A 23,083-nucleotide genomic window follows, 5' to 3' on the forward strand; every position below is an offset into this window, starting at 1 on the left:
CGTAGAAATGTCTCCCACCAGAGCCCCCTGGACTGCGCCCGAGACCGAGTCCCGGCTGAACGTCGTCAGGTTCGGCAAGAGGGGCGAGCTGGCCTCCAATCGGCGCGAGGAGCAGGAACTGGGCACGCTCTGCCTGATGATCTTGAAAAGCAGCCTCGCCTACATCAACACCCTCATGATCCAAGACACCGTTGCCGAGCCCGCATGGGCCGACGTGCTGACCGACGTCGACCGGCGCGGCCTGACGCCGCTCTTCCACACCAACATGACGCCGTACGGGACGGTGCAGCTTCGACCCGACCGGCGGCTGGACTTGACTCCGCCACCGCCCGCCCCGGAAGGCTGATATGCGACAGGGAACTAACGATTCCCTGCGCACCTCTAGGGTCGAAGGCAACACCCCGTGACGAAGGGCGGCCATCATCCGGACGCCGAGGACATCGGCCCAGCCGAGAAACTCCGATCATGGGCACGCGCGAACTAACCGGGTCGCCCCCTCTCACCAGCCCGGCCGTACCAGCCCGCTCTCGTAGGCGAGGATCACCAGCTGCACCCGGTCACGGACGTTCAGCTTCATCAAGGCACGGGTGATGTGCGTCTTGGCGGTCAGCGGGCTGATCACGAGCTTTGCGGCGATCTGATCGTTGGACAGCCCTTCGGCCACCAAGCGGACGACCTCGCGTTCACGGGTGGTGAGTACGGTGAGCTTGTCGCCGCTCACCGGGGCGGGCCGGTGGGCGAACTGCTTGACGACTCGCCGTGTGACGCTCGGTGACAGCAGCGACTCTCCTGCCGCCACGACGGCGACGGCGCGGCGCAACTCGGCTGGTTCGACCTCTTTGGTGAGGAAGCCGCTGGCGCCGGCGCGCAGCGCGGCGAAGACGTGTTCGTCGGTGTCGAACGTGGTGAGGATGATGACCTTGGTCGCCGGGCGTTCGGCGAGGATCCGGCGCGTGGCCTCGATGCCGTCCATGCCGGGCATGCGGATGTCCATGAGGATCACGTCGGGCTGGGTGGCGCGGGCCTGCCGTACGGCTTCGTCGCCCGTGGCGGCCTCGCCGACCACAGTGAGCTCCTTGGAGCGGCGGAGCAGGCTGCGAAAGCCCGCCCGGACGAGGGCTTGGTCATCGGCGAGCAGCACTTTGATCGTCATGTCCGCAAAGGGATGCTCGCCCGTACGGCGAAGCCCCCGCTCCCTTCGATGCTCAGGGTGCCGCCCAGGGTGGTGACGCGCTCGCGCATGCCGGTCAGGCCGTGCCCCTCGGCGTGAGCCGTCACTCCATGGCCGTCGTCGACGACCTCGACCGTCAGGTCGGTGCTCGTGTAGCGCAGCCGTATCGACACGTGGGTGGCGTTCGCGTGCTTGATGGTGTTGGTCAGCGCCTCCTGCACGACCCGGTGGGCCGCGACGGCCTGGGGTCCGGTGACGGTCGTGGGATCGCCCTCCTCCTCCAGTGCGACATTCAGGCCGGCCCCTCTGGCGGCGGTGACGAGGGCGGTGATCGCGCCCAGGTCCGGCTGAGGGGCCGCGTCACCGTCGATGCGCAGCACGCCGATGAGGGAGCGCAGGTCGGCCATGGCCTTCCCGCGCACGTCCATCGCGGTGCGCAACGCCTGGTGCGCCTCCTCGGGTGACTCCTCGAGCGCGTCGGCGGCCACGTTGAGGTGGACGCCGACCACGGCCAGCGTGTGGGCGACGATGTCGTGCAGTTCGCGGGAGATCTCCAGCCGCTGTTCGGCAAGGCGGCGGCGGGCGTCCGCCTCGCGCGTTTCCTCCATCTGAGCGCGCCAGCGCGCCTGAAGATTGCGGCTGTTGCCGATCGCCAGCACAAACGCCAGCCAGAGCGCCTCAGCCCCACCCGCCGCGAGCGCCCGGGCCGGAGAACCACCCGTGACGACCCAGTCCCAGGCCAGCGCATATGCCAGCAGGAACACTCCCACACCGACCGCCCAGCGGGTTCGGCCCGCTGCGGCGACGGTGTAGCAGGCCACCGTCAGCGGCCACACCCAGCCGCCCTCGAACAGTCCCGCCCCCTGAAAGGCGATCAGCATGGCTGCCGACGCCAGCAGGACGCCGACCGGCCATCGCCGCCGTACTACCAACAGCCCGCCGAGCAGGAGCCCCAGCGTGACCACCGGCCAGCCGATCGGGGCCCCGACCGCCGCCAGCCCGGTCAAGACCGCGACGGTCGTGAGGATCGCGGGCACCAGGGTGACGATCATTTGCTGTTGCGGGGCAGGCGGAGGGCCGCCAAGGCCATCCAGCCAAGGTTGGCGGCGATGGCGATGCGTTCTGTCAGCCCTACCACCGGGGGCAGCGAACGGGCGACCATGACGTCGACGAGGGTGATCACGAACATAATCATCCCAGCCACCACGGCTACGGTGGCACCGGTGAGCAGGGCGTCGCGCGGCCACGCTCTGGTGAGCACCACGGCGGCCACCATGAAGGCCAGGAAGGCCGCCCAGGCGGACAAACCGTGGACGGTCTCGGAGACCGATGGGTTGTCCCAGCGCCCCGGCGGGTCGGCGGGAAAGATCGCGGCCACGAGGACACCCGCCGACCAGATGCCAAGCAGCCAGGTCCCCGCACGGCTCATGCCGGTGCGAGCCAGCGCCACCGTGAGGGCCGCCGCGGCGAGCGCGACGGCGACCAACCCGAGCGGGACCAACCAGCCTGCGCCCGCGTTGACGAACCTGCTGACCGTCTCGCCAACAGGGCTCAGTTCCCTGTTGACCATGTCCGAAATCGCGAAAGCCGCGGCGCCGACACCGACGCCGGCAAAAACTATCTTCTTCATGGCTCCGACGCTAGGGACCGAGCATGGTCCCCGGCGTCGTCCGTCCGCAGACACCTGCGGGTACACCAATCGATGTATGAGCTGTTCTAGATGGCCAAGGCGTTGGAGCGGGTGGAGGAGATCTCCGCATTCGGGCCGGGCAGTCTGAGGCTGGCGCATGTGCCGCCGAATCGGCTGGCGGCGTTGGCCCGCTGTGGGCTGGGCAGCAAGTCTCCGAACCTGGCTCGGGCGCCCGAGCCCAGATGCACCGGGCCCGAGTCGCGGGACGGCCTGCTGCGGTAGGGAAACACCTGACGCAGCCGGTGGCCCAATGCGAGCGCCGCGGCGACGGCCAGCGCGTCCGGCGTGGGCTCGAGCCCGGTGAGGATGACCGCGCCCGTCTCGGCAAGCAGGCGACCGGCTCGATCGGCGTTCTGGCTGCCGACACGGGCCGGGACGACGCCGAAGGACATCTTCACTTCCTCTCCTGACGGGAGAAGCCGCGGCTGCTGGGGACCAGAGCCGCCGCGGCGGGGGCCAGGAAACACACCAGCGCGCAGGCAGCCAGCACCGGCTGCCAGCCAAAGGCGTCGATAGCGGGGGCGAGGAAGGCCAGGCCGACGGGAGCCAGGCCGTAGGAGATGAGGAAGTCCAGCGACGACACCCGGGCGAGCAGGCGCGGCTCCACCTCGCGCTGGGTGGCGGTGAACCAGGGCACGTTGAACAGTTCGATGCCCAGGCCGGCCAGCGCATAGGCGGCGAACACCACCGCCGGGTGAACCGGTAGCAGGAGGCTGAGCGGCGCGAAACCGTACAGGGCCAAGCCGACCAGCGCGGCCCAGCCCTGAGCGCGTGGCTTCCACCGGGCCATGAGCACGGCTCCAATGAGCGCGCCGACGGTATAGGCCGTGAGCGCGCCCGCCAGCACGGCCTCGGTGCCGTAGCGGTCGCGGCTGATCAGCGGGAGCGCCACTCCGGTGGCGGAGTAGCCGGTGAAGATGACGGCGGCCAGCGCCGCCAGCCCGGCGAGAAACCACGGATGCCTACGCGCTTCGCGCACGCCCTCGCCGAACTCCTTCAGCGGCGGCGCCCGGTCGGCCGTAGGCGCGGGCGCGCGCAGGCCCTGGGGCGGTAGCAGCGCCGCGAGCAGCCACAGCAGGCCGGTGCCGACCAGCAGCGTCCACGTGTTTAGCACGACCGCCAGCAGCGCGGTGGCCGTCGGCGCGGCCAACGTCGTAACGCGCACCGCCAGCGTGATGGCGGCATTGGCGGGCTGGCGCCGGTCGGCGTCGACCACCTCGGCGGTCAGCGCTTGGAACGCCGGGCGGCAGGCGCCCTGACCAGCCCCTACGACCGCCGCAGCCAGGCTCATGAGCAGGACCGAACGGCCGAGCCCGAGCGCGATCACCGGAGAGGCGAGCGCCCCGGCCAGGCCGGCCCACAGCACGACGGCCCGGCGCGAGTACCGGTCTGCCAGAACTCCGCTGATCGGCACAGCGACGAGGAAACCCGCGGTCCGGGTGGCCAGGACGACCCCCAGGCCGGCGGCGGTGAGCGTGCGGTCCAGGACGGCGAGCCCGAGGATGAAGGGCAGCGCCCAGGTCGCCAGGCCGGAGGCGGTGGTACCGCACCACAGCCGGATGAATCGCCTCTCGCGCAGGATGGACCGAGGGTGGGGGGTGTCCGAGGCGGTGGGCGTCGGGGCGGTCACAGGGGATGTCCTCCGTACGGACCTAGGTCGGGTATTGAGACGGGCTCGCCAGAATGTTAGTGATAACCACTATCATTCCTGAACTATGAGGATCTCCCCCAAATCCCGCAGCGCCGCCGTTTTCGCCGGGCTCGTGCTGTTGCTCGAGACGACCGGCTGCGGCGGCAGCGCCGATTCCGCATCCCCCTCGTCGGCTGCTCCCGCCGCGGCGGTGAAGGTGGGGAGCTGCGGTCAGGAACTCTCATTCACCAGCACTCCGCAGCGCGTGGTCACGCTGGACCAGTCCTCGACCGAGACTCTGCTGGCGCTCGGGCTCCAGGACCGCATGGTCGGAACCTCCAATCTGAAGACCAAGGTGGCGCCGCAGTACAAGACCGCCTACGACAAGATCCCCGTGCTCAACCCCAAGATCCTCACCGCCGAGCAGCTCCGCGCGGCAACCCCGGACCTGGTCGTCTCCTCCTTCACCGCGCTGTACACCAAGGACCGAGTCGGCACCCGCGACGAGCTGAGCCAGCTCGGGCTCCCGTCCTACGTGAGCGCGGTCGACTGCCCGGAGGCCGGCGAGTCCGGCCTTACCCCGTTCGACTTGCTGCTGCGGGACTACGAGCACATGGGGCGGATCTTCCGGGCCGAGGACCGGGCCGCGAAGCTGATCGCCGACCAGCGCCAGGCCATCGACCAGGCCGCCAAAGTCCGCTCCAGCGTGACCGGCGAGCCCACGGTCGTCTGGCTGTACTCGGTGTACGCCGGTCTGCCGTACGTCGCGGGCAACGGCGGCATGCCCAGCGCGATGAGCAAGCTGGTCGGCGTCCGCAACGCCTTCGACGACGTGAACGAGGACTGGCCCGAGGTGTCCTGGGAGGAGATCGCCAAGCGCGACCCGGACATCCTAGTGATCGGCGACCTGTCCGAGCGCGGAGCACCCGGCGACAGCGCGGCGGAGAAACTGGACATGATGCGCAAGGAGCCGACGATGTCGAAGCTCACCGCTGTGAAGGAGAACCGCATCGTGCAGGTTCCCGGCATCGAGATGGACCCATCGGTCCGGACGGTGCACACGCTCGGCCTCTTCGTCGAAGGGCTACGGAAACTCGGCCATGTCCGCTAGCGGCGTCGACCTATCGGTTCTCCACCCCACCGCCAGGGACCGCACGCCGCCCGCCGACCTGCCCCCTGCCCCTCCGGACCGGTCGGGGACGCCCGTACCGGTGTTGCTCCTGGCCGAGCTGGTGCTACTGATCGCCTCCGTGGCGGCCTCGGTGCTGATCGGCACCTCTGAGGTCGGCGTCGCTGATCTGGGCCGCGTCCTCGGCACCCGCCTCGGCTTGCCGGTGGAACCGCTGCCCGGCCTGCTCGACTCGCTCATCTGGGACCTGCGCGTGCCGCGCGTGCTCCTGGCGGCGCTGGTGGGCGCCTCGCTTGCGCTGTGCGGCGCGGTGCTGCAGGCGGTGACCCGCAACGGGCTGGCCGACCCCTACCTGCTGGGCATCTCCTCCGGCGCGTCCACCGGCGCGGTGGCCGTCGTCGTCCTCGGCCTCGGCGCGGGCTCGTTCTCCGTGACCGGCGGCGCGTTCGCCGGGGCGCTGCTGTCGTTCGGCCTGCTCATGCTGTTGCTGAGGCGCAGCGGCCTGGGCTCCATGAGGATCGTGCTGACCGGCGTCATCGTCGCGGAGCTCTTCGCCGCGATCACCGCACTCGTGATGATCGCCTCTGGCGACGCCGACACCACCCGCGCGATCCTCCACTGGCTGCTCGGCTCGATGGCCTCCGCCCGATGGGACGCGGTGATCGCCAGCGTGGTCGTCACCGTCGCGGGACTGTGCGTCATCTGGCCGTACGCCACCGCCCTGGACGGGTTCTCCTTCGGCACCGACACCGCCTCTTCCCTCGGCATCGATGTGCGAACGACCCGCATCGTGCTGCTGGGCGTCACGGCGCTGCTCACAGCGGTGGCTGTGGCCAGCGTGGGCGCCGTCGGCTTCGTCGGCCTGATCGTGCCCCACGGCGTGCGTTTCCTGGTCGGGCCGCTGCACCGGGTGCTGCTTCCCTTCAGCGCCCTGGCCGGGGCGATCTTCCTAGTGTGGACGGACGCGCTGGCCCGCGTCACCTTCGCCCCGCAGGAAGTCCCGGTCGGCGTGTTCACCGCGCTTCTCGGCGTTCCACTGTTCCTCCTGATCCTGCGCAAGCGAGGTGAGCTGTGAACATCGAAGTCGACCACCTCGAGTGGGGCATCCCAGGCAAGACCATCGTCCGGGACGTCACCTTGCGCATCCGGTCAGGGGAGACCGTAGGCCTGATCGGGCCGAATGGCTCCGGCAAATCCTCCCTGCTCCGCTGCATCGCCGGACTTCGCAAACCCACCTCAGGCGTGATCCGCTACGACGGCCAGGACATCCAGGGCTGGAACTCCCGGCAGATCGCGCAGCAGGCCGCCTTCGTCGAACAGTCCGCCGACTCCGACAGCGACCTGCGGGTCGCCGACGTCGTCGCACTCGGCCGCACCCCCTTCCGAAGCCCGTGGAAGGCCCTCGACCGGACCGACCAGATCGTCATCGACGCCGCGCTGGAACGCCTCGAACTGACCGAACTACGATCCAGAGAGTGGAAGACCCTCTCGGGCGGCGAACGCCAGCGCGCCCACATCGCACGAGCACTCGCCCAGCAGCCCTGGTGCATCCTGCTCGACGAGCCCACCAACCACCTGGACATCAAACACCAGCTCGCGCTGATGGACCTGCTGGCCACCACGGACCAAACCATCCTGGTGGCGCTGCACGATCTCTCCCTGGCAGCCCGCTACTGCGATCGCCTGGTCCTGATGAGCGGCGGCACTGTCATCGCCGACGGCACCCCGGGTGAGGTCCTCACCGCAGAACGGCTGCGCAACGTCTTCGACGTCGAGGCCCACATCACTTCTGACCCGCTGGGCAACCTGACGATCTCTTACTCCCGTCCTGGTGTGACGATTGCCACTCCTGGGCCGACCGGCTGAGGGCAACCATGTGCCAGAAGAAAGGCCGGACTACGGTCACCGCGGAGGCAATCAGGGAGACCACGGGCCGGCTCATGCCGTGGCTGTACGCGACCTGTTGATCCATATGCACTATTTCACGACCGCATGCCACTATGACCAGATGCATATCGGTCGGCCCTTCTTGCGCACGATGTGCCGCGGGGGTCGCGGCGGCATGCGTGCTGTCTCGGCCGCCTTGCATGGGCTGGCCGGAGGCGAGCCAGTGCGTACCTTTATCGCGTACATCGCGGTTGGTCGAGGCGCCCGAGAAGGTCCACCTCGTCCGCGGCGATCGTCCTGCGAGGGAGTCCCCACAAGAAGGCTTGGTTAGGGCACTATGCGCTCGATAGGCAGGCTTCCAAGATCTTGGATCCCTGGTGATGAGCGCCAGTGTTCCTACCAGGGACTCCCGCCAGGCCGCCAACCGGTCGACGATCTGAGGCAGCGGCCGAACAGCGCCACCTCATCCAGCAGCGCGTCCGGAACGGCGGCGATCGCCTCCGCGGCGTTACGCCCGGCCCGCTTGAGGCCTTCGTCCAGTGGTGTGGTGATGGCCGCCTCGCGCTCGGGCGGGAGTTTGCCGTCGCCAGCGTTGACTCCGTCGACGGCAGCGCCGGTGGCGACCGGTATTGGGGCTGGGCCGCCGCCCGCCGCGGATCACGGTGTGGTGGTGAGGACGGGCATCCAGTTCGGAAGGCTGAGGGCGCCGGTCCAGCCGGTGAGCGGGGCGACCTCCTGCTTGTGGCAGGCCGGGGCCGCCTGCTCAGAGATGGTGCGGGGCATGGTCGCCGTCAACGGCGCCTTCGGCGTCGGGGGGTCGGTGGGACTGCTGTCAAACCCGGTTCACGCGATTCCGTTGGCCCTGGCCGGCGGTTACGCCGCTCAGCCGTTCGGGAGACAACCATCGGTCGGTGAACCGCAACCTCTGGCCGTACCGGCGGAGGGTGAGCCGTATCCAACGTGCCAGACATGAGTGCGCTACCAAACGTGATCACCAGAGGTGCGGCCTGCTTGAGCGCCATGGCGCTGCTGTTCGTCCAGGGATGCGGCGCGGCGAAGGCCCGGGAGGAGCCAGCGACGGTCCCGGGCCTCGAGGTCGCACTGGACAGTGGGATGATTCGAGGGGTCGACGACGGAGATGTCCTGAGGTATCGCGGCATCCGCTATGCGCGTCCGCCGGTCGGCGAGCTGCGCTGGCGGCCACCCGAGCCGGTGGCCAGGTGGCGGGGTGTCGTGCCCGCGACGGCGTCAGGTCCCGCCTGCCCGCAGGACAACGTCAATCAGAAGGAGCGCAGCGACGCCGAGGACTGCCTGACGCTCGACGTCACCGTCCCCAAGAAGGCGGGCGCGAAGCGCAAGCCGGTGATGGTCTGGCTGCCCGGCGGCGGGTTCGTCGCGGGCAGGGGCGCCGACTACGACCAAGAGTGCGGGTCCGCGTGCCTGTCAGCGTTGGATCTCGGCAAGGTCGTCGAGCCTGGAGTCCTTGCTGGTGAGCGTGCGTTAAACCATTCGACACGTCGGACGTGACCGTGTTTGATCTCAGGATGTCAATTTTGTTGAGCACACCGGGCGCCGACGACCTGGACGAGATCGTAGGCGCCCTCATGGAGTGGCGACACGAAGGCGCCCCGATGCAACTGCATGCGGGCGACGTCGGGTTCCTCTGGCAGTTCGGCCCGGAGCGGACCGCCGCCGCGTTGCGAACGTGGAGTCGTGAAGGCCGAATCCTCGGGGTCGGCATGGTCGACGGCCCCGATCTGGTGCGGCTGGCCATCGCACCGGAAATGCACAACGACGAAGACCTCGCCCGGCAGATGGCCGACGACGTGACGCGGCCCGAACGCGGCGTACTGTCGGCGGGCAAGGCGCACGTCGAGGCGCTCTGGGGCGGGCGATTCCGGGAGTTGCTGCAAGAGGGCAGCTGGGAACTTGACGAACCGTGGATCCCGATGGTGCGTGACCTGAGCGAACCCGTGGTGGACAGCGGTCTACGGGTCGAGGTGGTCGGCCCCGACCGGGTCGACGACCGGGTCGCGGTTCACCGGGCAGCATTCACCGGGTCGAAGTTCAGCGCGGAGCGATGGCACGCCATGGCCGCCGGGACACCATACGCCAATGCCCGATGCCTTGTCGGGTACAACGGCCAGGGCGACGCGGTCGCGGCCACGACTGTCTGGTCAGCGGGCCCGGGGAAACCCGGCCTGCTTGAGCCCCTTGGCGTCCACAGCGACCATCAGGGGCACGGTTACGGCAAGGCGATCGCGGTCGCCGCTGCCGGAGCCCTGCGTGAGATGGGTGCGTCCAGCGCGACCGTGTGCGCCGAAGCCTCCAACACCGGAGCGGTCGGCACCTATCGCTCGGCGGGATTCCAACCGCAACCCGAGGTGCGGGACCTGCGCCGGATCGACTAGGGCCTCGCGGTGCCTCTCGACGCTGCCGTCCTGCGGACCAGTGATCGTCACGCCGTTCCACATGCGCCAGGTGATCGGAGAGAACGCGCAGCGCGACCTCGCCGCCATACATGCCCAGATGGGAAGCCGCAGGAACAGGTTCTCAGGGACATCGGGGTTGCGGTAGACCAGCGGCCGCCACGACCCAGTGATCAGCGTCTCATGCGCGGCGATGTCGCCGGGGCCATAGCGGCGGCGGCTCTTGGCCATCGCCGCGGAGGTGCGCACCATCGCAGCACCGCGGTGCCGGCCTCGACCGCGCGGAAACGGATCACCTCCAGCAGCAGCTCGATGAAGCCCTGCACCGTGCGGTAGCGCTTGACCAGCTCGGCCCGCCATTCGGCGGCCGCGTCATCGTCGGTGGTGGGCACGAAGGCCGCGACCGTCTGCACCGCCGAGGCCAACTTCTCGCGAGGCACCACCTCCTCGATCGCCTTCCACACCTCCACCAGCGACACCAGCCGATCCTCGGTCGCCTCCCGCGCCGACATCAGCACCTCCACCGCCGAGGCCATCGTGCGCGCCGCCTTACGCAGCTTCGGGAACGTGCGCAACTGCTCGGCCTTGCCCGCCCGCTCCGCCCGGGCCAGCAAATTCGAGGTGATCAGCAGGTCCAGCACGTCCAGAGCGTCGTCGACCGAAGAGGTCTCCAGATGCCGCACGGTGGCCAGCAGCGTGGCCGCCTGCCGATCGCCTTCCAGATCCCGCAGCGTCGGCGCCTTGGACGCCAGGCCGTACCGGGCCAGCGCGGCCAGCTTCACCGCCGACACCGGCTCGGTGACCACCGCCCCGGCACCCAGCCCACCGATCTCGGCCACCCGATGCAGTTCCGCCACCATCACCCGGCCCGAGGCCCGCGTCGGCGCGGGGCGCACCCTCTCCAGCTCCGAGACTCGCCGATCGGCAGGCACCTGCAGCAGCTCGGCCAGCCGCCCGCAGCTCCGGACCGGCGCGCTCGGCCAGCGTGCGATACAGCCGTGCGTGCTCGGCTCGGCGCACCTCGCTGATCAGCCGGGTCAGCGTGGTGATCCCTGCGGGCAGCAGGATGCCCTCGCGCAGCATGTGCACCACAGCGCGGTCGAACAGCGCCCGCGGTCCCTCGATCGTCCACCACACCCGGGCGGCCAGGTAGTCGCGCACCTCCTGCTCGCGTTTGGAGAACTCCGTCAGCTCCAGCAGGTCCCGGATCTCCCAGGCGTGCTCGTAGGCGGGCTTCGGCCGGGCCACGTACTCCGGCGCGCACGCCGGGTCGATGTCGAGTTGTTCGGCGACGAATTCCAGCACCTGCATCGGCACGTCCAAAGGATCTTCGGCCAGGAAAGTGCCGAGCATCCACACGGTGCCCCACTGCACCGCCCACCCCAACCTCGTCGCCGGACGGCGCTTGCCCGCCAGTGCTTCCAGCGCCTTGGCATCCAGCCGAAAGAACTGCTCCAGATCGGCTACCGACACCTCAAGCCGGAACCGGCGATAGCGGGCTACTTGCTCGTCTGAGAGGAAATCCACAGGCATGAGCAGGCACGTTAGAGCGCTCAACCAGGGCAAACAGCCGTCGTCACCGAATCGTCGTCAAGATCGACTCTCTAGCGCCAAAATCCGGTCCGATCCTCCCCGGAGGCCTCGTTGCGCGGTTCGGCCGGGGCCAGCCTGCGCTCGACCCGTTCCTTGGCGTGTCTGCGGACGGTGGTGATGCCGCGCAGGTCGACCACCGCGCGGGTCCCGGCCACGGAGCCGGAACTTTGCGCGGAAGTGGTGCTGCGCGATCCGGTGCAGCCTGGCATCCAACTCGTCCATCACCGGTTCGGGGCTACTTCCATGGTCGATCAGGTCTGCTCCTGGCTGATGTTGACCATCCAGGTGATGCCGAACTGGTCCACGAGCGAGCCGGCCTCGTCACCCCACAACTGCTTCTCCAAGGGCAACGTCACGGTGCCGCCGACGGACAGCCTCTCGAAGTAGCCGCGGAGTTCGGCGTCGTCACCGCCCAGGAAGACCGCAACGTTGTTGCCCGGGGCGTGCGGCATCTCTTCCCGGACGTCCCAACCCATCAGCGTGTAGCCGTCCCGGGTGCGGAGCGTGGCATGCATGATCTTGTCGGCGGATGCGTCCGGCGAGCCGAACTCGGCGTACGTGCCCATCTCCAGCTTGCCGCCCAAGACGTCGTGGTAGAACTCCATCGCCTGCCGCGCGTTCCCGTTGAAAGCCAGGCACGGGTTGAGTTGAGACCCCATCTGATGCTCCTTCGTGTGAGTGCATTTCGAACGGCCAGGACCGCAGCAGCAGGCACCGACGGTTAGCCGAACCTGGCAGTGCTCGACCGTCCGAGGTTCGGGCCCCGCAGGAACTGCTTCAGCGCCTAGATGTAATGACCACGAGCGTTGTTAACAGTGGTACTTGATCAACAAAGAGACCTCCGGTGTGGTGTAGGTGTCGAATCTGCAGCACACACGGAGGCCTCGTGTCCCACCGTAACGCCCGGCTGACCGTTCATGGCCGCCGTCTGCTCGTTGATCGCATCCTGTCCGGCCGGCCGGTCGCTCATGTGGCCGCCGAGATGGGCATCTCCCGCTCCACAGCGCACAAGTGGCTACGGCGATGGCGCCAGCACGGCGAAGCGGGACTGCACGATCGGCCCAGCCGGCCACACACCACCCCGCACCGTACCCCCGCCCACATCGAAGCCGAGGTATGCCGGCTACGCACCGTACGCAAGCTCGGCCCGGCCCGCATCGGCCCGATCCTCGGCCTGCCCGCCTCCACCGTGCACCGCATCCTGACCCGCCACCACCTGCACCGCCTGGCCCATCTGGACCGGCCCACCGGCCAGCTCATCCGCCGCTACGAACGCGACCGGCCCGGCGAACTGGTGCACGTCGACGTCAAAAAGCTCGGCCGCATCCCCGACGGCGGCGGCTGGCGCGTCCACGGCCGCGACCAGCGCAGCCACGACCGCACCCGCACCGTCGGCTACGACTACATCCACTCGGCCGTCGACGACCACACCCGCCTGGCCTACAGCGAGATCCACCCCGACGAGAAGGCCACCACCTGCGCCGCCTTCCTCGGCCGCGCCGCCGCCTACTTCACCGGCCGTGGCATCCCCACCATCGAGCGCGTGCTGACCGACAACGCCTGGAGCTACCGCAAAGCGGCCGCCTGGCGGCAAGCCCTGGCCGACCTCGGCGCGACCGGCAAGCACACCCGCGCCTACCGGCCACAGACCAACGGCAAGGTCGAACGCTTCAACCGCACCCTGCTCGACGAATGGGCCTACGTCCGCCCGTACGCCAGCAACGACGAACGCAGCGCGGCTCTGCAAGACTTCCTGCACACCTACAACCACCACCGCTGCCACACCGCACTCGGAGGGCACCCACCGATCAGCCGCGTCAACAACCTTGCGGGTCAATACACCTAGACCCCGTATGAGTGACCGCTCAGGGTGTCTGAGGGGTCACTCCGTTAAGCCTCCCAACGAATCACGACATCCTGTGTCGTGTATTCCCGCGGAATCTTCGTATGCGCGCTCGGGTTGCCAAGTCAGCCTTGACAAGAAGTGTCTGTCAAGATTCTCATGACACATGACTGCGGAAGATTCCAGCATGCCCTCGGAGTCGAGCTTTGCTCGTCTTGCTCTTGCGGAGCACGCCAGCATGCTCGCCGACGCCGCCTACCATCTGCTACCAACCACACGAGATAGCGACGCTCGCCCAGGTGAGTACGTCGCAGCGACTGCTCCATTGGTAGCAGCTGCACGCCGCCTGCTGGAGCTCGCCGTGATGTTCGAGCGCATCAAGGAACAAGCTGGGAGCAGGTCGGCATCGACTTGAGCATCAGTCGCCAAGCTGCTCATGAACGTTTCGGGCAGGCGGAGCGAGACTTCCGCGAAAGGTTCCTCCGTGCATGGCTACAACCGGCACGCGCGGACGAACTGCTGACCAGCACGGACCGGCTCACTCACATGGCCGAGAGACTGAGAACTTACATCGCATCTCGGCGAGATGCCGACGGTCAGCTGGCCACTATTCAGCTCGCACCAATGAGCGACCTCGAGCGCTCGACACTGATTGCTCGAGCAAGCGCCATGCTGAAGACCTTGGCAACCGATCAACAGGTCAGCGATAGCGACCGCCACGAGCTGGAGCTTGGCCTATGTCGTCGCAAAATCGAGCTATACGAAGATCTGGCCGCCCAAGACTCGGAGAACACCGAGCTGCGCGAGGCACTCGCCGGAGCCAGAGCACGCCTGGCGGAGCTGCAGAGCTCATAAACAAACACAAGAAGATGGTGTGCGCGGCCAAGGCCAAGTAGCAGGAAAGGACACGAAGGCCACCGGCAAGGACAGCCACCATGGCCGTTCTCCCCAGATCGAAGTCCGTCCCGAAAACGGTGTTTCCGGGAGGGGGACCGAAGGGGTCGATGGGGAAGCATGTTTCTCCAGGAACGGCCGTCATGCCCCGGCCAACCGTTCCCGCCACGCCGCCAGGTTGCGGCGGATGGTCAGGGTGTCGGGGTGGTCGCTGCCCAGCACCCGCTCATAGTCGGCCAGCGTCTCCTCGTACGCAGCGACCGCGCCCGCCGCATCCCCCGCCCGACCCCGCCCGGCCGCCAGATTGCCGCGGGTGATCAGGGTGCCGGGGTGGTCGCCGCCCAGCACCCGCTCACAGTCGGCCAGCAGCTCCTCAAATGCGGCGACCGCGCCCACCGCATCCCCCGCCTCGCCCCGGAAATCGGCCAAGTTGCCGCGGGTGATCAGGGTAGCGGGGTGGTCGGGGCCCAACACCCGTTTCTGGTCGGCCAGCAGCTCCTCAAGTGCGGCAGCCGCGCCCGCCGCATCCCCCGCCCGACCCCCCAGACCGTAACGAGTGGCCAAGGTGTCGGGGTGGTCGGGGCCCAGCACCCGCTCATGGTCGGCCAGCAGCTCCTCGCACGCGGCGACCGCGCCCGCCGCATCCCCCGCCCGGCCCCGCCCGGCTGCCCGGTTGGCGCGGGTGATCAGGGTGTGGGGGTGGTCGGGGCCCAGCACCCGCTCACAGTCGGCCAGCAGCTCCTCAAATGCGGCGGCCGCGCCCGCCGCATCCCCCGCCTGGCCCCGCTCGTACGCCCAACTGCCGCGGGTGATCAGGGTGTGGGGGTGGTCGGGGCCCAGCACCCGCTCACAGTCGGCCAGCAGCTCCTCAAATGCGGCGGCCGCACCCGCCACATCCCCCGCCCGACCCCGCCACCGCGCCACATTGTGGCGGCTGGCCAGAGTGTCTGGGTGGTCGGAGCCGAAGTGCTGCAGGCAGGTGGCGTGCAGGTCGGTGCAGGCGGTGATGGCAGCGGTGACCTGCCCGGTATCTCCGAGGCTGGGGGCGGCGTGAAACAGCGCGCGATGGGCGCCGGTGTCGGGGCTGTACAGGGCGGTGCCACTGGCCTTATGCAAAGCGGAGGTGTTGGCGCGCAGGACCTGGCCGAGCTGGTCGCGTTCGACCGGCGGCCAGATGCGAAGTAGGGCATCGGCGGCGGTGTGGGCCACTTCAGTGAACAGATGCGGGCCGAGTTCGGGCAGGGCGATTAGATTTTCGCGGGTGGCGCGGTGGATGAGCTGATGGACGCGGATTTCCCGGTGGGTGGCGGTGCGGTCATGGTCGATGAGACTGTGCCGATGCAGCACCCGCAACACCTCGTCCACCACGGCCTCGTCCACCACGCGGGCATCCTCGCCCGAGGCGTCGGCTGCAGGTTCGGGCAGATAGCTGGTCAGATACTCCAGGGCGGGCGGGCTGGTCAGCACCGATTGAGGAATGCCAGCCGGATCCAGCACGCTGACCAGGCACAGCACCGCGCGGGCGAGCCCGGCAGGCGCGACCCGGCCAGCGTGATCGATGGACAGCTCCCAGGCGACGGTGACGATCCGCCGATGGCCGTCAGGCAGGTAATCCTCGCCCGGCACGGAGTGGGCCAGCAGCCTCGTGGCCAGCCGCTGCCGGTAGGCGGCACACGAGATGGCCGCGTTGCTGATGTAGGCCGCCGCCTGGGCCAGCGCCAACGGCAGCAACCCCAGATCGGCGGCCAGGCCATCCAGCTCGGCGACCGGGACCTGGCCGCCGAGCTTGGCCGCCAGATAGGAACGGGCCTCAGCTTCGGTGAAGGCGCCGATGCCGACCGTGGCCCGGTCCGCCCCGGCCAAGGCCGCTTCCCGCAGCCGGGTGGTGACCAGCACCCGACCGCCCGCCGCCGAGACCGCCGCCGGCGGCCACAGCCCACTCAGATCCTTGGGACGCTGCACATCGTCCAAGACCACCAGCCAGGGCCAGCCGGTGGTCTCGGCCCAGACCAGGAACTCCCGCGCCGCCTGCTCGGGATCGTCCCGATCGGCCAGCGGCAGCCCCAGGCGTGCCGCGGTGTCGGCGTAGGCGGACACGATGCCGTCGCGGGTGGCGGCGTTCACCCACACCAGCACCTGCACCCCCTGCTGCCAGACGCGGCGGGCGTAGGCGGCGGCCAACTGGGTCTTGCCGACCCCGCCCATCCCGGCCAGCACCTGGGTCAGCACAACCGTTTCGCCGGCACCGGCCGCCACCCGCACGCGTTCGGCGACCTGGCGGTCCTGGAAGCAATCGGCCGGCTGCGGGATCGCCCCCACCCGGACCCGCTCCGCCACGGCGGTCTGCCCGGACCGGTCGGCATCGGCCGGGGTCGCAGGAGCCGGGCGGGCTTGGTCGGCGGCCATCAGCCGACCCCATTCACGCGCCGACAGGGCAGGCTCGTTCGCCCACGTGGCCAAGGCCGCGCCGACCTGGACCAGTTGATCCAGATCACGAGGCGCTGCGGCACCGGTCGCCCATCCGTTCACCGTCGAATGCGGCACACGGGAGACCTTCGCGAGTTCTTTCTGTGTCACCCGGCCTGGGCTGTGGACCCGGGCCTGGTCCCACAGCCGGGCCAGCTCCGCCAGGACCTGGGAGGTCGAGCCCTCCGGCCGGAACTGCGCCACGCCGCCCCGCCTCCTCACTTGCCAGGGACCGTCATCCGGATCCGGGACGGACCGGCCCGGATCCCCGCTCACCGGCAGCGTAGCCTCGCAAATCCAGGCCCATCCGGCATACCTTCAACATCGTCGGCGGGCTGGATGTGATGCGGGCATGACCAACACCGACACCCCGGCGCCCAACAGGGTCGCCTCATCGCCGCCACGCCGCTCCCCCGGCATCCGCCGCCTCCGCCGCACCATCGCTCTCGCCCTCGTCCGCGGTGCCGCCCACGCCACCGGCGCCAGCCTCGTCGGCCTGCTGTTCTGGTGGATCACCCACCGCTGAGCCGCACATCACCACGGATGATCTGTACGCCCGTTTCGGGCGTACAGACCACTCGCACATCCGTCCGTGCACTCGACTTCGGAAACTGACAGTCGTCCCGAAACTTCCCCTTCACTTCTTGAGTTTCGGGACCGTTTTCGGGACGATGGGCGAGTGGATGCCTCCACTGAGGGTGGGTGATGTGGCACCGCACGGCCCGCCCTGTCGACGGCCAGGCTCCCGACCCGCATCTGCACGCGCACGTGGCGATCGCCAACATGGTGCGCGGCCTGGACGGCCGGTGGTCGGCCATCGGCGCCGGCGGCCGCGACATCCACCGGCACGCCCACGCCGCCGACGCCTTGTTGAAGGCGCGCATGCGGCGGGTGCTGACCCAGCGCTACGGCATCGCCTGGAAGCGCGATCCGGTGACGGGTGCGCGGGAGATCGCCGCCATCCCGGAGCAGACACGCGTGCTGTTCTCCAAGAGCTGCTAACGCAATGAGGTGAGGCGTCGCCAGCAGATGAGTGCGCAGGCCAGCTTGAGGAAGGCCTCGTGGATGTCGGCGCGGACCTCCCAACGGATGCGCAGGCGACGAAAGGCATGCAGCAGGGCGAATGTCTGCTCCACGACCCAGCGGTGTTTGCCGAGGCCGGAGCCGTGTTCGGTACCGCGGCGAGCGATCAGCGAGCGGATCTGCAGCTCGCGCACCAGGCGGCGGTACCTGTCGTGGTCGTAGCCCCGGTCGGCGAGCACCACGTCGGAGCGCTGGCGGGGGCGGCCGCGCTTGCCACGCACCTTCGGAACCGCGTCCAGCAGCGGACGAAGCTGAGTGACGTCGTTGCGGTTCGCGCCGGTCACGATCACAGCAAGCGGGACGCCGGTGGCCTCGGTGATCAGGTGGTGCTTGCTACCGGCCCGCCCTCGATCGACCGGGGACGGCCCGGTCTGCGGCCCCCTTTTAACGCCCTGATCTGCGAGGAGTCCACCACCGCCCGGGAGAAGTCGAGCGCGTCGGCCGCACGCAGCCGATCAAGCAGCACCTCGTGCAGCCGCTGCCACACCCCGGCCTCGTTCCACTCGGCCAGCCGCCGCCAGCACGTCATGCCCGAGCCGTAACCCAGCTCCTGCGGCAGGTGCTCCCAAGCGACCCGGTGTGCAGCACGAACAAGATGCCCTGCAACGCCAGCCGATCATCGAGCCGCTTACGTCCCGGATGCCGGAACCGCCGCTGCCGCTGGGGCAGCAACGGCTCGATCACCGCCCACAGCTCGTCGCTGACCTCCCACGGCTTCGCCCGCGCCACCCGTACTCCTCTCACGACCGCTACAGCGAGAGATCAAAGCACAGCGGAGATCATTCTGTTAGGCGCTTCAAGCGCAGCGGCCAGCCGAAGACGGAGTTGGTGAAGCGGGGCATCAACCCGGAGTCGGTCTCGCGCGAGGCGCAGAAGACGGCCGCCGCCGAGAGCCGCCAGCCCAAGACGGGCGAGGTGGCCGAGGCCGATCTGCGCGCCGACTGGCACCGCCAGGCCGACGCATCAGCCCGTCGCGGCGATGACGAAGAGGCTGTCGCCGGGTACGGCCAGGCCCTCGCCGAGGCATGCCGCCACGGCCGCGAGGTGCTGTCGCGACGGCCCAGCGCGGAAGAGATCGCGGACTGGATCTGGCGGCCTGAGTATGGGCTGACCGCGCACACCAAGGTCGTCAGCCGCGCCGATGTGCTGGCCGCCGTCATCGACGCCTGCCCCGACGGGGTGGCGGACCTGGCGGACGCCGAAGCCCTCACCGACCAGGTGCTGGCCTGCGGGCCGGTCGTGCGGCTGGCAGCTACGGCACCGCGATGACGGTGGCGGCCGCGCAAGGGCTGACCGCCGACCACGCGCTGATCTACGGCGCCAGCCTGGACCCGCACACCTTGTATGCGGCGATGACCCGCGACCGGCAGACCGCGCGGCTGTATCTGCCGCGTGAGCTGATGGAAAGCGACGCCGACCGCGTCCGCCGCGGCCAGGTCCGTGGCGAGGCCGACGCGCTGCAGCGCGCCCTGGCCGCCTACGCCGCCACCTTGGAAGGCGATCGCGCTGACCGGCTTCTCACCCCTGAGCCGGACCCGATCGCGCATGAGGACCCGGCACGCCTACTGGCCGCCGTCGACGCCGAGCGCCAGCAGGACGATCACGAGGCTGTCCGGGCCATGCTCGACAAGGCTCAGGCCGATATCCGGCTGGCCAGCGCCCGCCTGGCCCTGTCGCGCAGCGCCTACGGCGTCGCCCTGCTATCGGACCAGGCGCTCGCCGAGCGCTTGCTCGCCCTCACTGCGCAGGTCGAGGCCGCCGGCGCCGAGCTGGCGGCCGCCGAGCACGACCGGCAGCGCTTCGCCCGCGACGGCGGCGGCCCCGCCGAGCTCGCCCTGCGGGCCGAACGCGACAAGCTGGCCGCCGAGCTGCGCAGGATCGAGACGGCCGAGCGCGCCGAGCGGCGGCTGCAGCAGGCCCGCCAGCAGATCCTCGAAGGCCGCGCCGACGCTGAACGGCTCCGTCGGCGTGAACGCGAGCTCGCCGCCGAACTGGAGAAGCTGGGCAGCTGGCGGCCCTCCCACCGCGCCCGCCGCCGCGAGCTGGTCGAGGTCGAGCTGCCCGGTGTGCGCGAGCGCCTGCAGCAGCTGCGCGAGCGCCTGGCCCCGGTCCGCGCGCAACGTCCGGCGATGGAGGAGGCCGCCCGGAAAGCCTCGCGCAGGCCCCGCGACGCGTGGTGTGGCCGATGATCCGCCGCCGCCACGACGACCTGGTCGGGGACTTCGCGGCCGCCCAGCGCGGTGCCCGCAGCGCCGACGTCAGCGGCGCCGACGGCCGCGCCGCCGCCGCGCGGCTGACTCGCGAGCATGCCCGGCAGGAGCTGGCCGCCGCCCCGATGAGAGCGAGCGCCGCGCCGATCTGCCGCCTGACCAGCGCGCCATCGAGCACCGGGTCCGCAGCGAGGAGGGCACCCGGCTATGCGCCGAACGCGAGAAGGCCGAGCGTGAGCGGGAGCGCGGGTCACGCAAGGCCGAACGCGAGCGGTCTCGTCACCGCCAGCTCGACCTCGGACACGAGCGGCCGCCCCCGACGCAGGGCCGCGGCGGCCCCAGCCGGGGCGGGTTCGGCCGCTGATGGCCCGGGACTCGGGCCGCGCCAGGAACGGTCGCTCAGACAAATGGCCAGTAGAGCGCATAGACCAACACCGCTCCCGCCGCGATCGATAGAGGCCAGAGTGGTATGAGCCAAAGCGCTGTCAGACGAGCGCTGCGGCGCCGTGGAGGCACCAGCGAGGTCAACGCGCCGAGCAATGCACATCCGAGCGGCGCGGAGAGCCATGCGTAGAAGAGGAAGCTGCCCCATGCGCTGACCGGTCCACATTCCCTGGTCTCGTGTTCAGTCATCGGATCAAGACCGCACGCCTTGTTCTCCAGGACGGACACCGCCATCCAGGCGAAGAAATCCATCGTCCAGAGAACGCCAGATACAACTGCCACCCCCACTATCGCGGCACCCAAAGATCGCGGTTTGGAAGGTCTTGGCGAGATTAGTGCGCCATGCGGGTTGGCCATGGCTGGACTGTACGGTGTGGATCTTCAGCTGATCAATGACCGTTCGAGCCTCCGGCAGGGGCGCTCTGGCTCTGACCGGGGCCGGCACGGCTGCTGGCCAGCAGCCGGGGGCGCGGAGGTGTCAGGACAGCACCAGCCAGGTAGCCGCCCACGCGACAGCGCTGCCGACGACGACGCCCGCCACCACCTGAGCGAGCGTGTGATGGGCGATGCGGACTCGGGCCCAGCCGATGCCGACCACGATCAGGCCGCACGCCAGCAGGACCGGCTCCCAGTGCGTCACGGCGGCCACGACGACGCTCGCGCCGGCGAAGACCCCGGTGTGGAAGGAGATCTTCCACCACACGGTGATCAGCCCCATGACCAGGACCCAGCCGAGCATCACGGCGGCCGTCGCGATCGCCACCCGGGAAGCGTCCAGGGCGATCAGCAGCGCCAGGCCGCCGACGACCGCGACCAGTCCGGCCAGCATCGGCACCTTGCGACCCGAGCGCTGCACCAGGTGCTTGGAGTCCAGGCGGCCGCGTCGCACCCCGATGGCGATCACCACGGCCGGGACGCCGGCGCACAGCAGGGCGGTCAGCACACCCCAGGCCAGGCCCGGCCACCCTTCGGCCAGCACGCCCGCCACCAGCGGCAAGGCGAGCGCGACGTGCTGGGGCGCGAACAGCTCGGTTATGGCCCACGCAAGGCGGCCCGGCCATCCGAGCCGCTGGTCGCTTCCAGCCGCTGCCACGCCTTCCACATGCTGATCAGTCATCGAGCCTCCACTACATCGTCGCCAGCCGCGGCTGGCGCTCCGTCGACCATGCTGCGCCACGAGCCGGTCGACGACGACGCCGCGCTCGAGCAACTGGCGCGCACCTTCCTGCCCGACCTTCCGGAGTTCAGCGGACTGGACCTGATCAAACAGCTCGGCGCCGAATAGCTCAGGGTTCGCTGCTGCGGCGGTCCCTGCTCGAACGTGGTCGGTCGACCGGCCACGTTCGAGCGGGAAGGCACTCGGCGCGGGCCACGAGGGCTGGCGACTCTTCAGGCCTTCGATCGCCAGCTGCTGGCTGGCGTCCGTGCGGATTGGGGGCGATCGACGGTCCGGTACCTCCTTCGTCGGCACCGGCCCACCGAAACCACGGCTGACGCAGTCGAGGGATCCGCACGTCATGATCGAATGCATATTTCCTCTACGACTATCAAGGGCTCCCGCTGCGCGGCCGCCGGGCCGGTTCACCGGAGTGAATGTGTGGGAGTTCGAGCGCCGTTCGCCCGTCTCCGCGATCTAGCTGGCCGCTGCGATCTCCACCGCGGTGATGGGCCGGAAGGTCGGCAGCACGGAGAGAAGGAAGTCCTCGGTTATGGCGTCGTAGCCGCCCACCTGTACCAGGGCTTCACCATGCCTGGCATACACGGGGGTGTAGCCGTTCTCCAGGCGTGTCGTCCAGACGCCGGGGGCGATCTGCCGGCACGGCGTGACCGTCTTCCAGCTCCAGTCCGGCATGGGGTCGGCGCACGCCGCCTCAGGGGAGGCCGCGCCGCCTGGCCTGACGTACACCTCGACCCACCGGCCGCTCCCGTGGTCGTCCGTGGGGTGGTAGGTGAAGCCGATCATCTCCGGCAGCCAGGTCGGGTCCACGGAGTCGAGCCGATAGTTCGGAATGGCCGGCGCGACCAGCGGAATTCCCGAGCTCTTCATATCCCCGATGACTTCCGCCGCCTGGATGGCTTTGGACACCAGCGGAGCCGCGCATAAGGCGAGAAGGACCGTCCCCGCCGCGGCAATGCGGGCCATCCTGTTGCCCGGAGCGCACAGCCACGCCGTGAACGGGAATCCGATCACGGCGGGGATGGCGAGGCTGACAGGCGAGTCGGGCAGCCACTGCATGCCCGCGCCCATGACCATGGCGAACACGAGCATGACGAACGGCGTGGACAGTCCCACGATCGGCCAACGCGGCATCCTTGCGGCCCAGCTCAACAGGAACGCGAGTGGAAAGGGCGCGAACATCATCACCGCCACCCCGGTGAATTCGTTGTCCACATCATGAGGCCAGAAGACCAGGATGAGGACCTGGGAGGCCCCGATCGCGGCGCCCGCTAGAACCGCCTTGAGCAGCATCGGCATTGTGTGATTCTTTCCCACAGACCGCGGCGAAGGCCGAGCAGGCCGTGAACGGCGAGCGAGAACCAGTTGGCGAAACACGCGACAAGTCGCGGCCAGGAAGCCCCTCAGAACGCCTCTACGGGCATCTCCGCTGCGAAA

At 69.4% G+C, this 23,083-nt stretch carries 24 protein-coding genes and 3 pseudogenes; 12 read left to right on the plus strand and 15 right to left on the minus strand.

Annotation, left to right across the window (positions count from 1 at the left end; all coding sequences use genetic code 11):
• Positions 1-40 precede the first annotated feature (40 nt).
• Positions 41-346: pseudogene (locus FHR33_RS05100) on the plus strand (Tn3 family transposase); the annotation flags it as partial.
• A 153-nt stretch (positions 347-499) separates the two neighbouring features.
• Here FHR33_RS05100 and FHR33_RS05105 read toward each other — a convergent pair.
• From FHR33_RS05105 to FHR33_RS05125, 5 genes are all read right to left on the minus strand, one after another.
• Positions 500-1,153: a response regulator transcription factor gene (locus FHR33_RS05105; RefSeq protein ID WP_183644206.1), complete on the minus strand. Its 654-nt coding sequence runs from the start codon at positions 1,151-1,153 to the stop codon at positions 500-502.
• On the minus strand, positions 1,150-2,223 hold the full coding sequence (locus tag FHR33_RS05110; protein ID WP_183644209.1) for a sensor histidine kinase: 1,074 nt from the start codon (positions 2,221-2,223) through the stop codon (positions 1,150-1,152). Before FHR33_RS05110 ends, FHR33_RS05105 begins: the two co-directional genes overlap by 4 nt.
• On the minus strand, positions 2,220-2,801 hold the full coding sequence (locus FHR33_RS05115; RefSeq protein WP_183644212.1) for a DUF998 domain-containing protein: 582 nt from the start codon (positions 2,799-2,801) through the stop codon (positions 2,220-2,222). The genes FHR33_RS05110 and FHR33_RS05115 overlap by 4 nt, the downstream gene beginning before the upstream one ends.
• Before the next feature lie 86 nt (positions 2,802-2,887).
• Positions 2,888-3,259 (minus strand): hypothetical protein, encoded by a 372-nt coding sequence (locus FHR33_RS05120; protein WP_183644215.1) that lies wholly within the window; start codon positions 3,257-3,259, stop codon positions 2,888-2,890.
• Positions 3,256-4,491, minus strand: a complete 1,236-nt coding sequence (locus tag FHR33_RS05125) for an MFS transporter (protein ID WP_376773105.1) — start codon at positions 4,489-4,491, stop codon at positions 3,256-3,258. The genes FHR33_RS05120 and FHR33_RS05125 overlap by 4 nt, the downstream gene beginning before the upstream one ends.
• A gap of 85 nt (positions 4,492-4,576) precedes the next feature.
• On the opposite strand from FHR33_RS05125, the gene FHR33_RS05130 reads away from it, so the two are divergent.
• The 3 genes from FHR33_RS05130 to FHR33_RS05140 are packed head-to-tail and all read left to right on the plus strand — an operon-like array spanning position 4,577 to position 7,486.
• Positions 4,577-5,602, plus strand: coding sequence for an ABC transporter substrate-binding protein (locus tag FHR33_RS05130; protein WP_183644218.1), 1,026 nt, complete (start codon positions 4,577-4,579; stop codon positions 5,600-5,602).
• Positions 5,592-6,695 carry a FecCD family ABC transporter permease gene (locus tag FHR33_RS05135; RefSeq protein ID WP_183644221.1) on the plus strand — a complete coding sequence of 368 codons (1,104 nt, stop codon included), beginning with the start codon at positions 5,592-5,594 and terminating at the stop codon, positions 6,693-6,695. The genes FHR33_RS05130 and FHR33_RS05135 overlap by 11 nt, the downstream gene beginning before the upstream one ends.
• Positions 6,692-7,486 (plus strand): ABC transporter ATP-binding protein, encoded by a 795-nt coding sequence (locus tag FHR33_RS05140; RefSeq protein WP_183644224.1) that lies wholly within the window; start codon positions 6,692-6,694, stop codon positions 7,484-7,486. The genes FHR33_RS05135 and FHR33_RS05140 overlap by 4 nt, the downstream gene beginning before the upstream one ends.
• Positions 7,487-8,164: 678 nt before the next feature.
• On the opposite strand, the gene FHR33_RS51560 is transcribed toward FHR33_RS05140, so the two are convergent.
• Positions 8,165-8,290, minus strand: coding sequence for a hypothetical protein (locus tag FHR33_RS51560; protein WP_281388144.1), 126 nt, complete (start codon positions 8,288-8,290; stop codon positions 8,165-8,167).
• Between the two features lie 186 nt (positions 8,291-8,476).
• Between FHR33_RS51560 and FHR33_RS05145 the strand changes: the two genes are divergently transcribed.
• Together FHR33_RS05145 and FHR33_RS05150 are read left to right on the plus strand one after the other, a co-directional pair.
• Entirely contained in the window at positions 8,477-9,034 is a 558-nt protein-coding gene (locus tag FHR33_RS05145; RefSeq protein ID WP_183644225.1) for a carboxylesterase family protein, read from the plus strand.
• A complete protein-coding gene (locus FHR33_RS05150; protein ID WP_312895370.1) occupies positions 9,031-9,918 on the plus strand; it encodes a GNAT family N-acetyltransferase in 888 nt (295 codons plus the stop codon). Before FHR33_RS05145 ends, FHR33_RS05150 begins: the two co-directional genes overlap by 4 nt.
• 191 nt (positions 9,919-10,109) lie before the next feature.
• Here FHR33_RS05150 and FHR33_RS05155 read toward each other — a convergent pair whose 3' ends face one another.
• The 4 genes and pseudogenes from FHR33_RS05155 to FHR33_RS05170 all read right to left on the minus strand — a co-directional run bounded on the left by FHR33_RS05155 (position 10,110) and on the right by FHR33_RS05170 (position 12,188).
• The gene (locus FHR33_RS05155; protein WP_246451670.1) at positions 10,110-10,796 is read right to left on the minus strand and encodes a hypothetical protein; all 687 of its coding nucleotides are present in this window, start codon (positions 10,794-10,796) and stop codon (positions 10,110-10,112) included.
• A 169-nt stretch (positions 10,797-10,965) separates the two neighbouring features.
• Positions 10,966-11,469, minus strand: a pseudogene (locus tag FHR33_RS53175) (DUF4158 domain-containing protein); the annotation flags it as partial.
• A gap of 71 nt (positions 11,470-11,540) precedes the next feature.
• Positions 11,541-11,684 (minus strand): hypothetical protein, encoded by a 144-nt coding sequence (locus tag FHR33_RS48965; protein ID WP_221240943.1) that lies wholly within the window; start codon positions 11,682-11,684, stop codon positions 11,541-11,543.
• Between the two features lie 96 nt (positions 11,685-11,780).
• On the minus strand, positions 11,781-12,188 hold the full coding sequence (locus FHR33_RS05170; protein WP_183644234.1) for a VOC family protein: 408 nt from the start codon (positions 12,186-12,188) through the stop codon (positions 11,781-11,783).
• A 227-nt stretch (positions 12,189-12,415) separates the two neighbouring features.
• Between FHR33_RS05170 and FHR33_RS05175 the strand changes: the two genes are divergently transcribed.
• Together FHR33_RS05175 and FHR33_RS05180 are read left to right on the plus strand one after the other, a co-directional pair.
• Positions 12,416-13,375, plus strand: a complete 960-nt coding sequence (locus tag FHR33_RS05175) for an IS481 family transposase (protein WP_183644237.1) — start codon at positions 12,416-12,418, stop codon at positions 13,373-13,375.
• A 621-nt stretch (positions 13,376-13,996) separates the two neighbouring features.
• Positions 13,997-14,227 (plus strand): hypothetical protein, encoded by a 231-nt coding sequence (locus tag FHR33_RS05180; protein WP_183644239.1) that lies wholly within the window; start codon positions 13,997-13,999, stop codon positions 14,225-14,227.
• Between the two features lie 180 nt (positions 14,228-14,407).
• Here FHR33_RS05180 and fxsT read toward each other — a convergent pair whose 3' ends face one another.
• Positions 14,408-16,936, minus strand: a complete 2,529-nt coding sequence (gene fxsT, locus FHR33_RS05185; RefSeq protein ID WP_221240944.1) for an FxSxx-COOH system tetratricopeptide repeat protein — start codon at positions 16,934-16,936, stop codon at positions 14,408-14,410.
• Positions 16,937-17,084: 148 nt separating this feature from the next.
• On the opposite strand from fxsT, the gene FHR33_RS05190 reads away from it, so the two are divergent.
• On the plus strand, positions 17,085-17,258 hold the full coding sequence (locus FHR33_RS05190; protein ID WP_183644242.1) for a hypothetical protein: 174 nt from the start codon (positions 17,085-17,087) through the stop codon (positions 17,256-17,258).
• A 179-nt stretch (positions 17,259-17,437) separates the two neighbouring features.
• Positions 17,438-17,734, plus strand: a complete 297-nt coding sequence (locus FHR33_RS05195; RefSeq protein WP_183644256.1) for a relaxase domain-containing protein — start codon at positions 17,438-17,440, stop codon at positions 17,732-17,734.
• Here the strand turns inward: FHR33_RS05195 and FHR33_RS05200 are convergent.
• A pseudogene (locus tag FHR33_RS05200) lies at positions 17,731-18,544 on the minus strand (IS5 family transposase). The gene FHR33_RS05195 and the pseudogene FHR33_RS05200 overlap by 4 nt on opposite strands.
• A 99-nt stretch (positions 18,545-18,643) precedes the next feature.
• On the opposite strand from FHR33_RS05200, the gene FHR33_RS05205 reads away from it, so the two are divergent.
• A complete protein-coding gene (locus FHR33_RS05205; RefSeq protein WP_183644259.1) occupies positions 18,644-19,084 on the plus strand; it encodes a hypothetical protein in 441 nt (146 codons plus the stop codon).
• A complete protein-coding gene (locus tag FHR33_RS05210; protein ID WP_183644262.1) occupies positions 19,081-20,004 on the plus strand; it encodes a hypothetical protein in 924 nt (307 codons plus the stop codon). Before FHR33_RS05205 ends, FHR33_RS05210 begins: the two co-directional genes overlap by 4 nt.
• Before the next feature lie 420 nt (positions 20,005-20,424).
• On the opposite strand, the gene FHR33_RS05215 is transcribed toward FHR33_RS05210, so the two are convergent.
• From FHR33_RS05215 to FHR33_RS05225, 3 genes are all read right to left on the minus strand, one after another.
• Complete coding sequence (locus FHR33_RS05215) at positions 20,425-20,826, minus strand: hypothetical protein (protein ID WP_183644264.1); 402 nt, start codon at positions 20,824-20,826, stop codon at positions 20,425-20,427.
• A 121-nt stretch (positions 20,827-20,947) separates the two neighbouring features.
• Positions 20,948-21,586, minus strand: a complete 639-nt coding sequence (locus FHR33_RS05220; RefSeq protein ID WP_221240945.1) for a hypothetical protein — start codon at positions 21,584-21,586, stop codon at positions 20,948-20,950.
• 516 nt (positions 21,587-22,102) lie between these two features.
• Positions 22,103-22,945: a hypothetical protein gene (locus tag FHR33_RS05225; RefSeq protein ID WP_183644267.1), complete on the minus strand. Its 843-nt coding sequence runs from the start codon at positions 22,943-22,945 to the stop codon at positions 22,103-22,105.
• Positions 22,946-23,083 lie beyond the last annotated feature (138 nt).

It is taken from the genome of Nonomuraea dietziae (assembly GCF_014195505.1).
GTDB classification, from domain to species: Bacteria; Actinomycetota; Actinomycetes; order Streptosporangiales; family Streptosporangiaceae; genus Nonomuraea; species Nonomuraea roseola.

What these genes read in the sequence shown, in the direction of transcription:
- FHR33_RS05180 (WP_183644239.1), top strand. Translation starts at nt 13,997, where the DNA reads ATGAGCGACCTCGAGCGCTCGACACTGATTGCTCGAGCAAGCGCCATG.
- FHR33_RS05155 (WP_246451670.1), bottom strand. Translation starts at nt 10,796, where the DNA reads ATGGTGGCGGAACTGCATCGGGTGGCCGAGATCGGTGGGCTGGGTGCC.
- FHR33_RS05210 (WP_183644262.1), top strand. Translation starts at nt 19,081, where the DNA reads ATGACGGTGGCGGCCGCGCAAGGGCTGACCGCCGACCACGCGCTGATC.
- FHR33_RS05190 (WP_183644242.1), top strand. Translation starts at nt 17,085, where the DNA reads ATGACCAACACCGACACCCCGGCGCCCAACAGGGTCGCCTCATCGCCG.
- FHR33_RS05130 (WP_183644218.1), top strand. Translation starts at nt 4,577, where the DNA reads ATGAGGATCTCCCCCAAATCCCGCAGCGCCGCCGTTTTCGCCGGGCTC.
- FHR33_RS05110 (WP_183644209.1), bottom strand. Translation starts at nt 2,223, where the DNA reads ATGATCGTCACCCTGGTGCCCGCGATCCTCACGACCGTCGCGGTCTTG.
- FHR33_RS05135 (WP_183644221.1), top strand. Translation starts at nt 5,592, where the DNA reads ATGTCCGCTAGCGGCGTCGACCTATCGGTTCTCCACCCCACCGCCAGG.
- FHR33_RS05105 (WP_183644206.1), bottom strand. Translation starts at nt 1,153, where the DNA reads ATGACGATCAAAGTGCTGCTCGCCGATGACCAAGCCCTCGTCCGGGCG.
- FHR33_RS51560 (WP_281388144.1), bottom strand. Translation starts at nt 8,290, where the DNA reads ATGCCCCGCACCATCTCTGAGCAGGCGGCCCCGGCCTGCCACAAGCAG.
- FHR33_RS05145 (WP_183644225.1), top strand. Translation starts at nt 8,477, where the DNA reads ATGAGTGCGCTACCAAACGTGATCACCAGAGGTGCGGCCTGCTTGAGC.
- FHR33_RS05195 (WP_183644256.1), top strand. Translation starts at nt 17,438, where the DNA reads ATGTGGCACCGCACGGCCCGCCCTGTCGACGGCCAGGCTCCCGACCCG.
- FHR33_RS05115 (WP_183644212.1), bottom strand. Translation starts at nt 2,801, where the DNA reads ATGAAGAAGATAGTTTTTGCCGGCGTCGGTGTCGGCGCCGCGGCTTTC.
- FHR33_RS05170 (WP_183644234.1), bottom strand. Translation starts at nt 12,188, where the DNA reads ATGGGGTCTCAACTCAACCCGTGCCTGGCTTTCAACGGGAACGCGCGG.
- FHR33_RS05215 (WP_183644264.1), bottom strand. Translation starts at nt 20,826, where the DNA reads ATGGCCAACCCGCATGGCGCACTAATCTCGCCAAGACCTTCCAAACCG.
- FHR33_RS05225 (WP_183644267.1), bottom strand. Translation starts at nt 22,945, where the DNA reads ATGCCGATGCTGCTCAAGGCGGTTCTAGCGGGCGCCGCGATCGGGGCC.
- FHR33_RS05220 (WP_221240945.1), bottom strand. Translation starts at nt 21,586, where the DNA reads ATGACTGATCAGCATGTGGAAGGCGTGGCAGCGGCTGGAAGCGACCAG.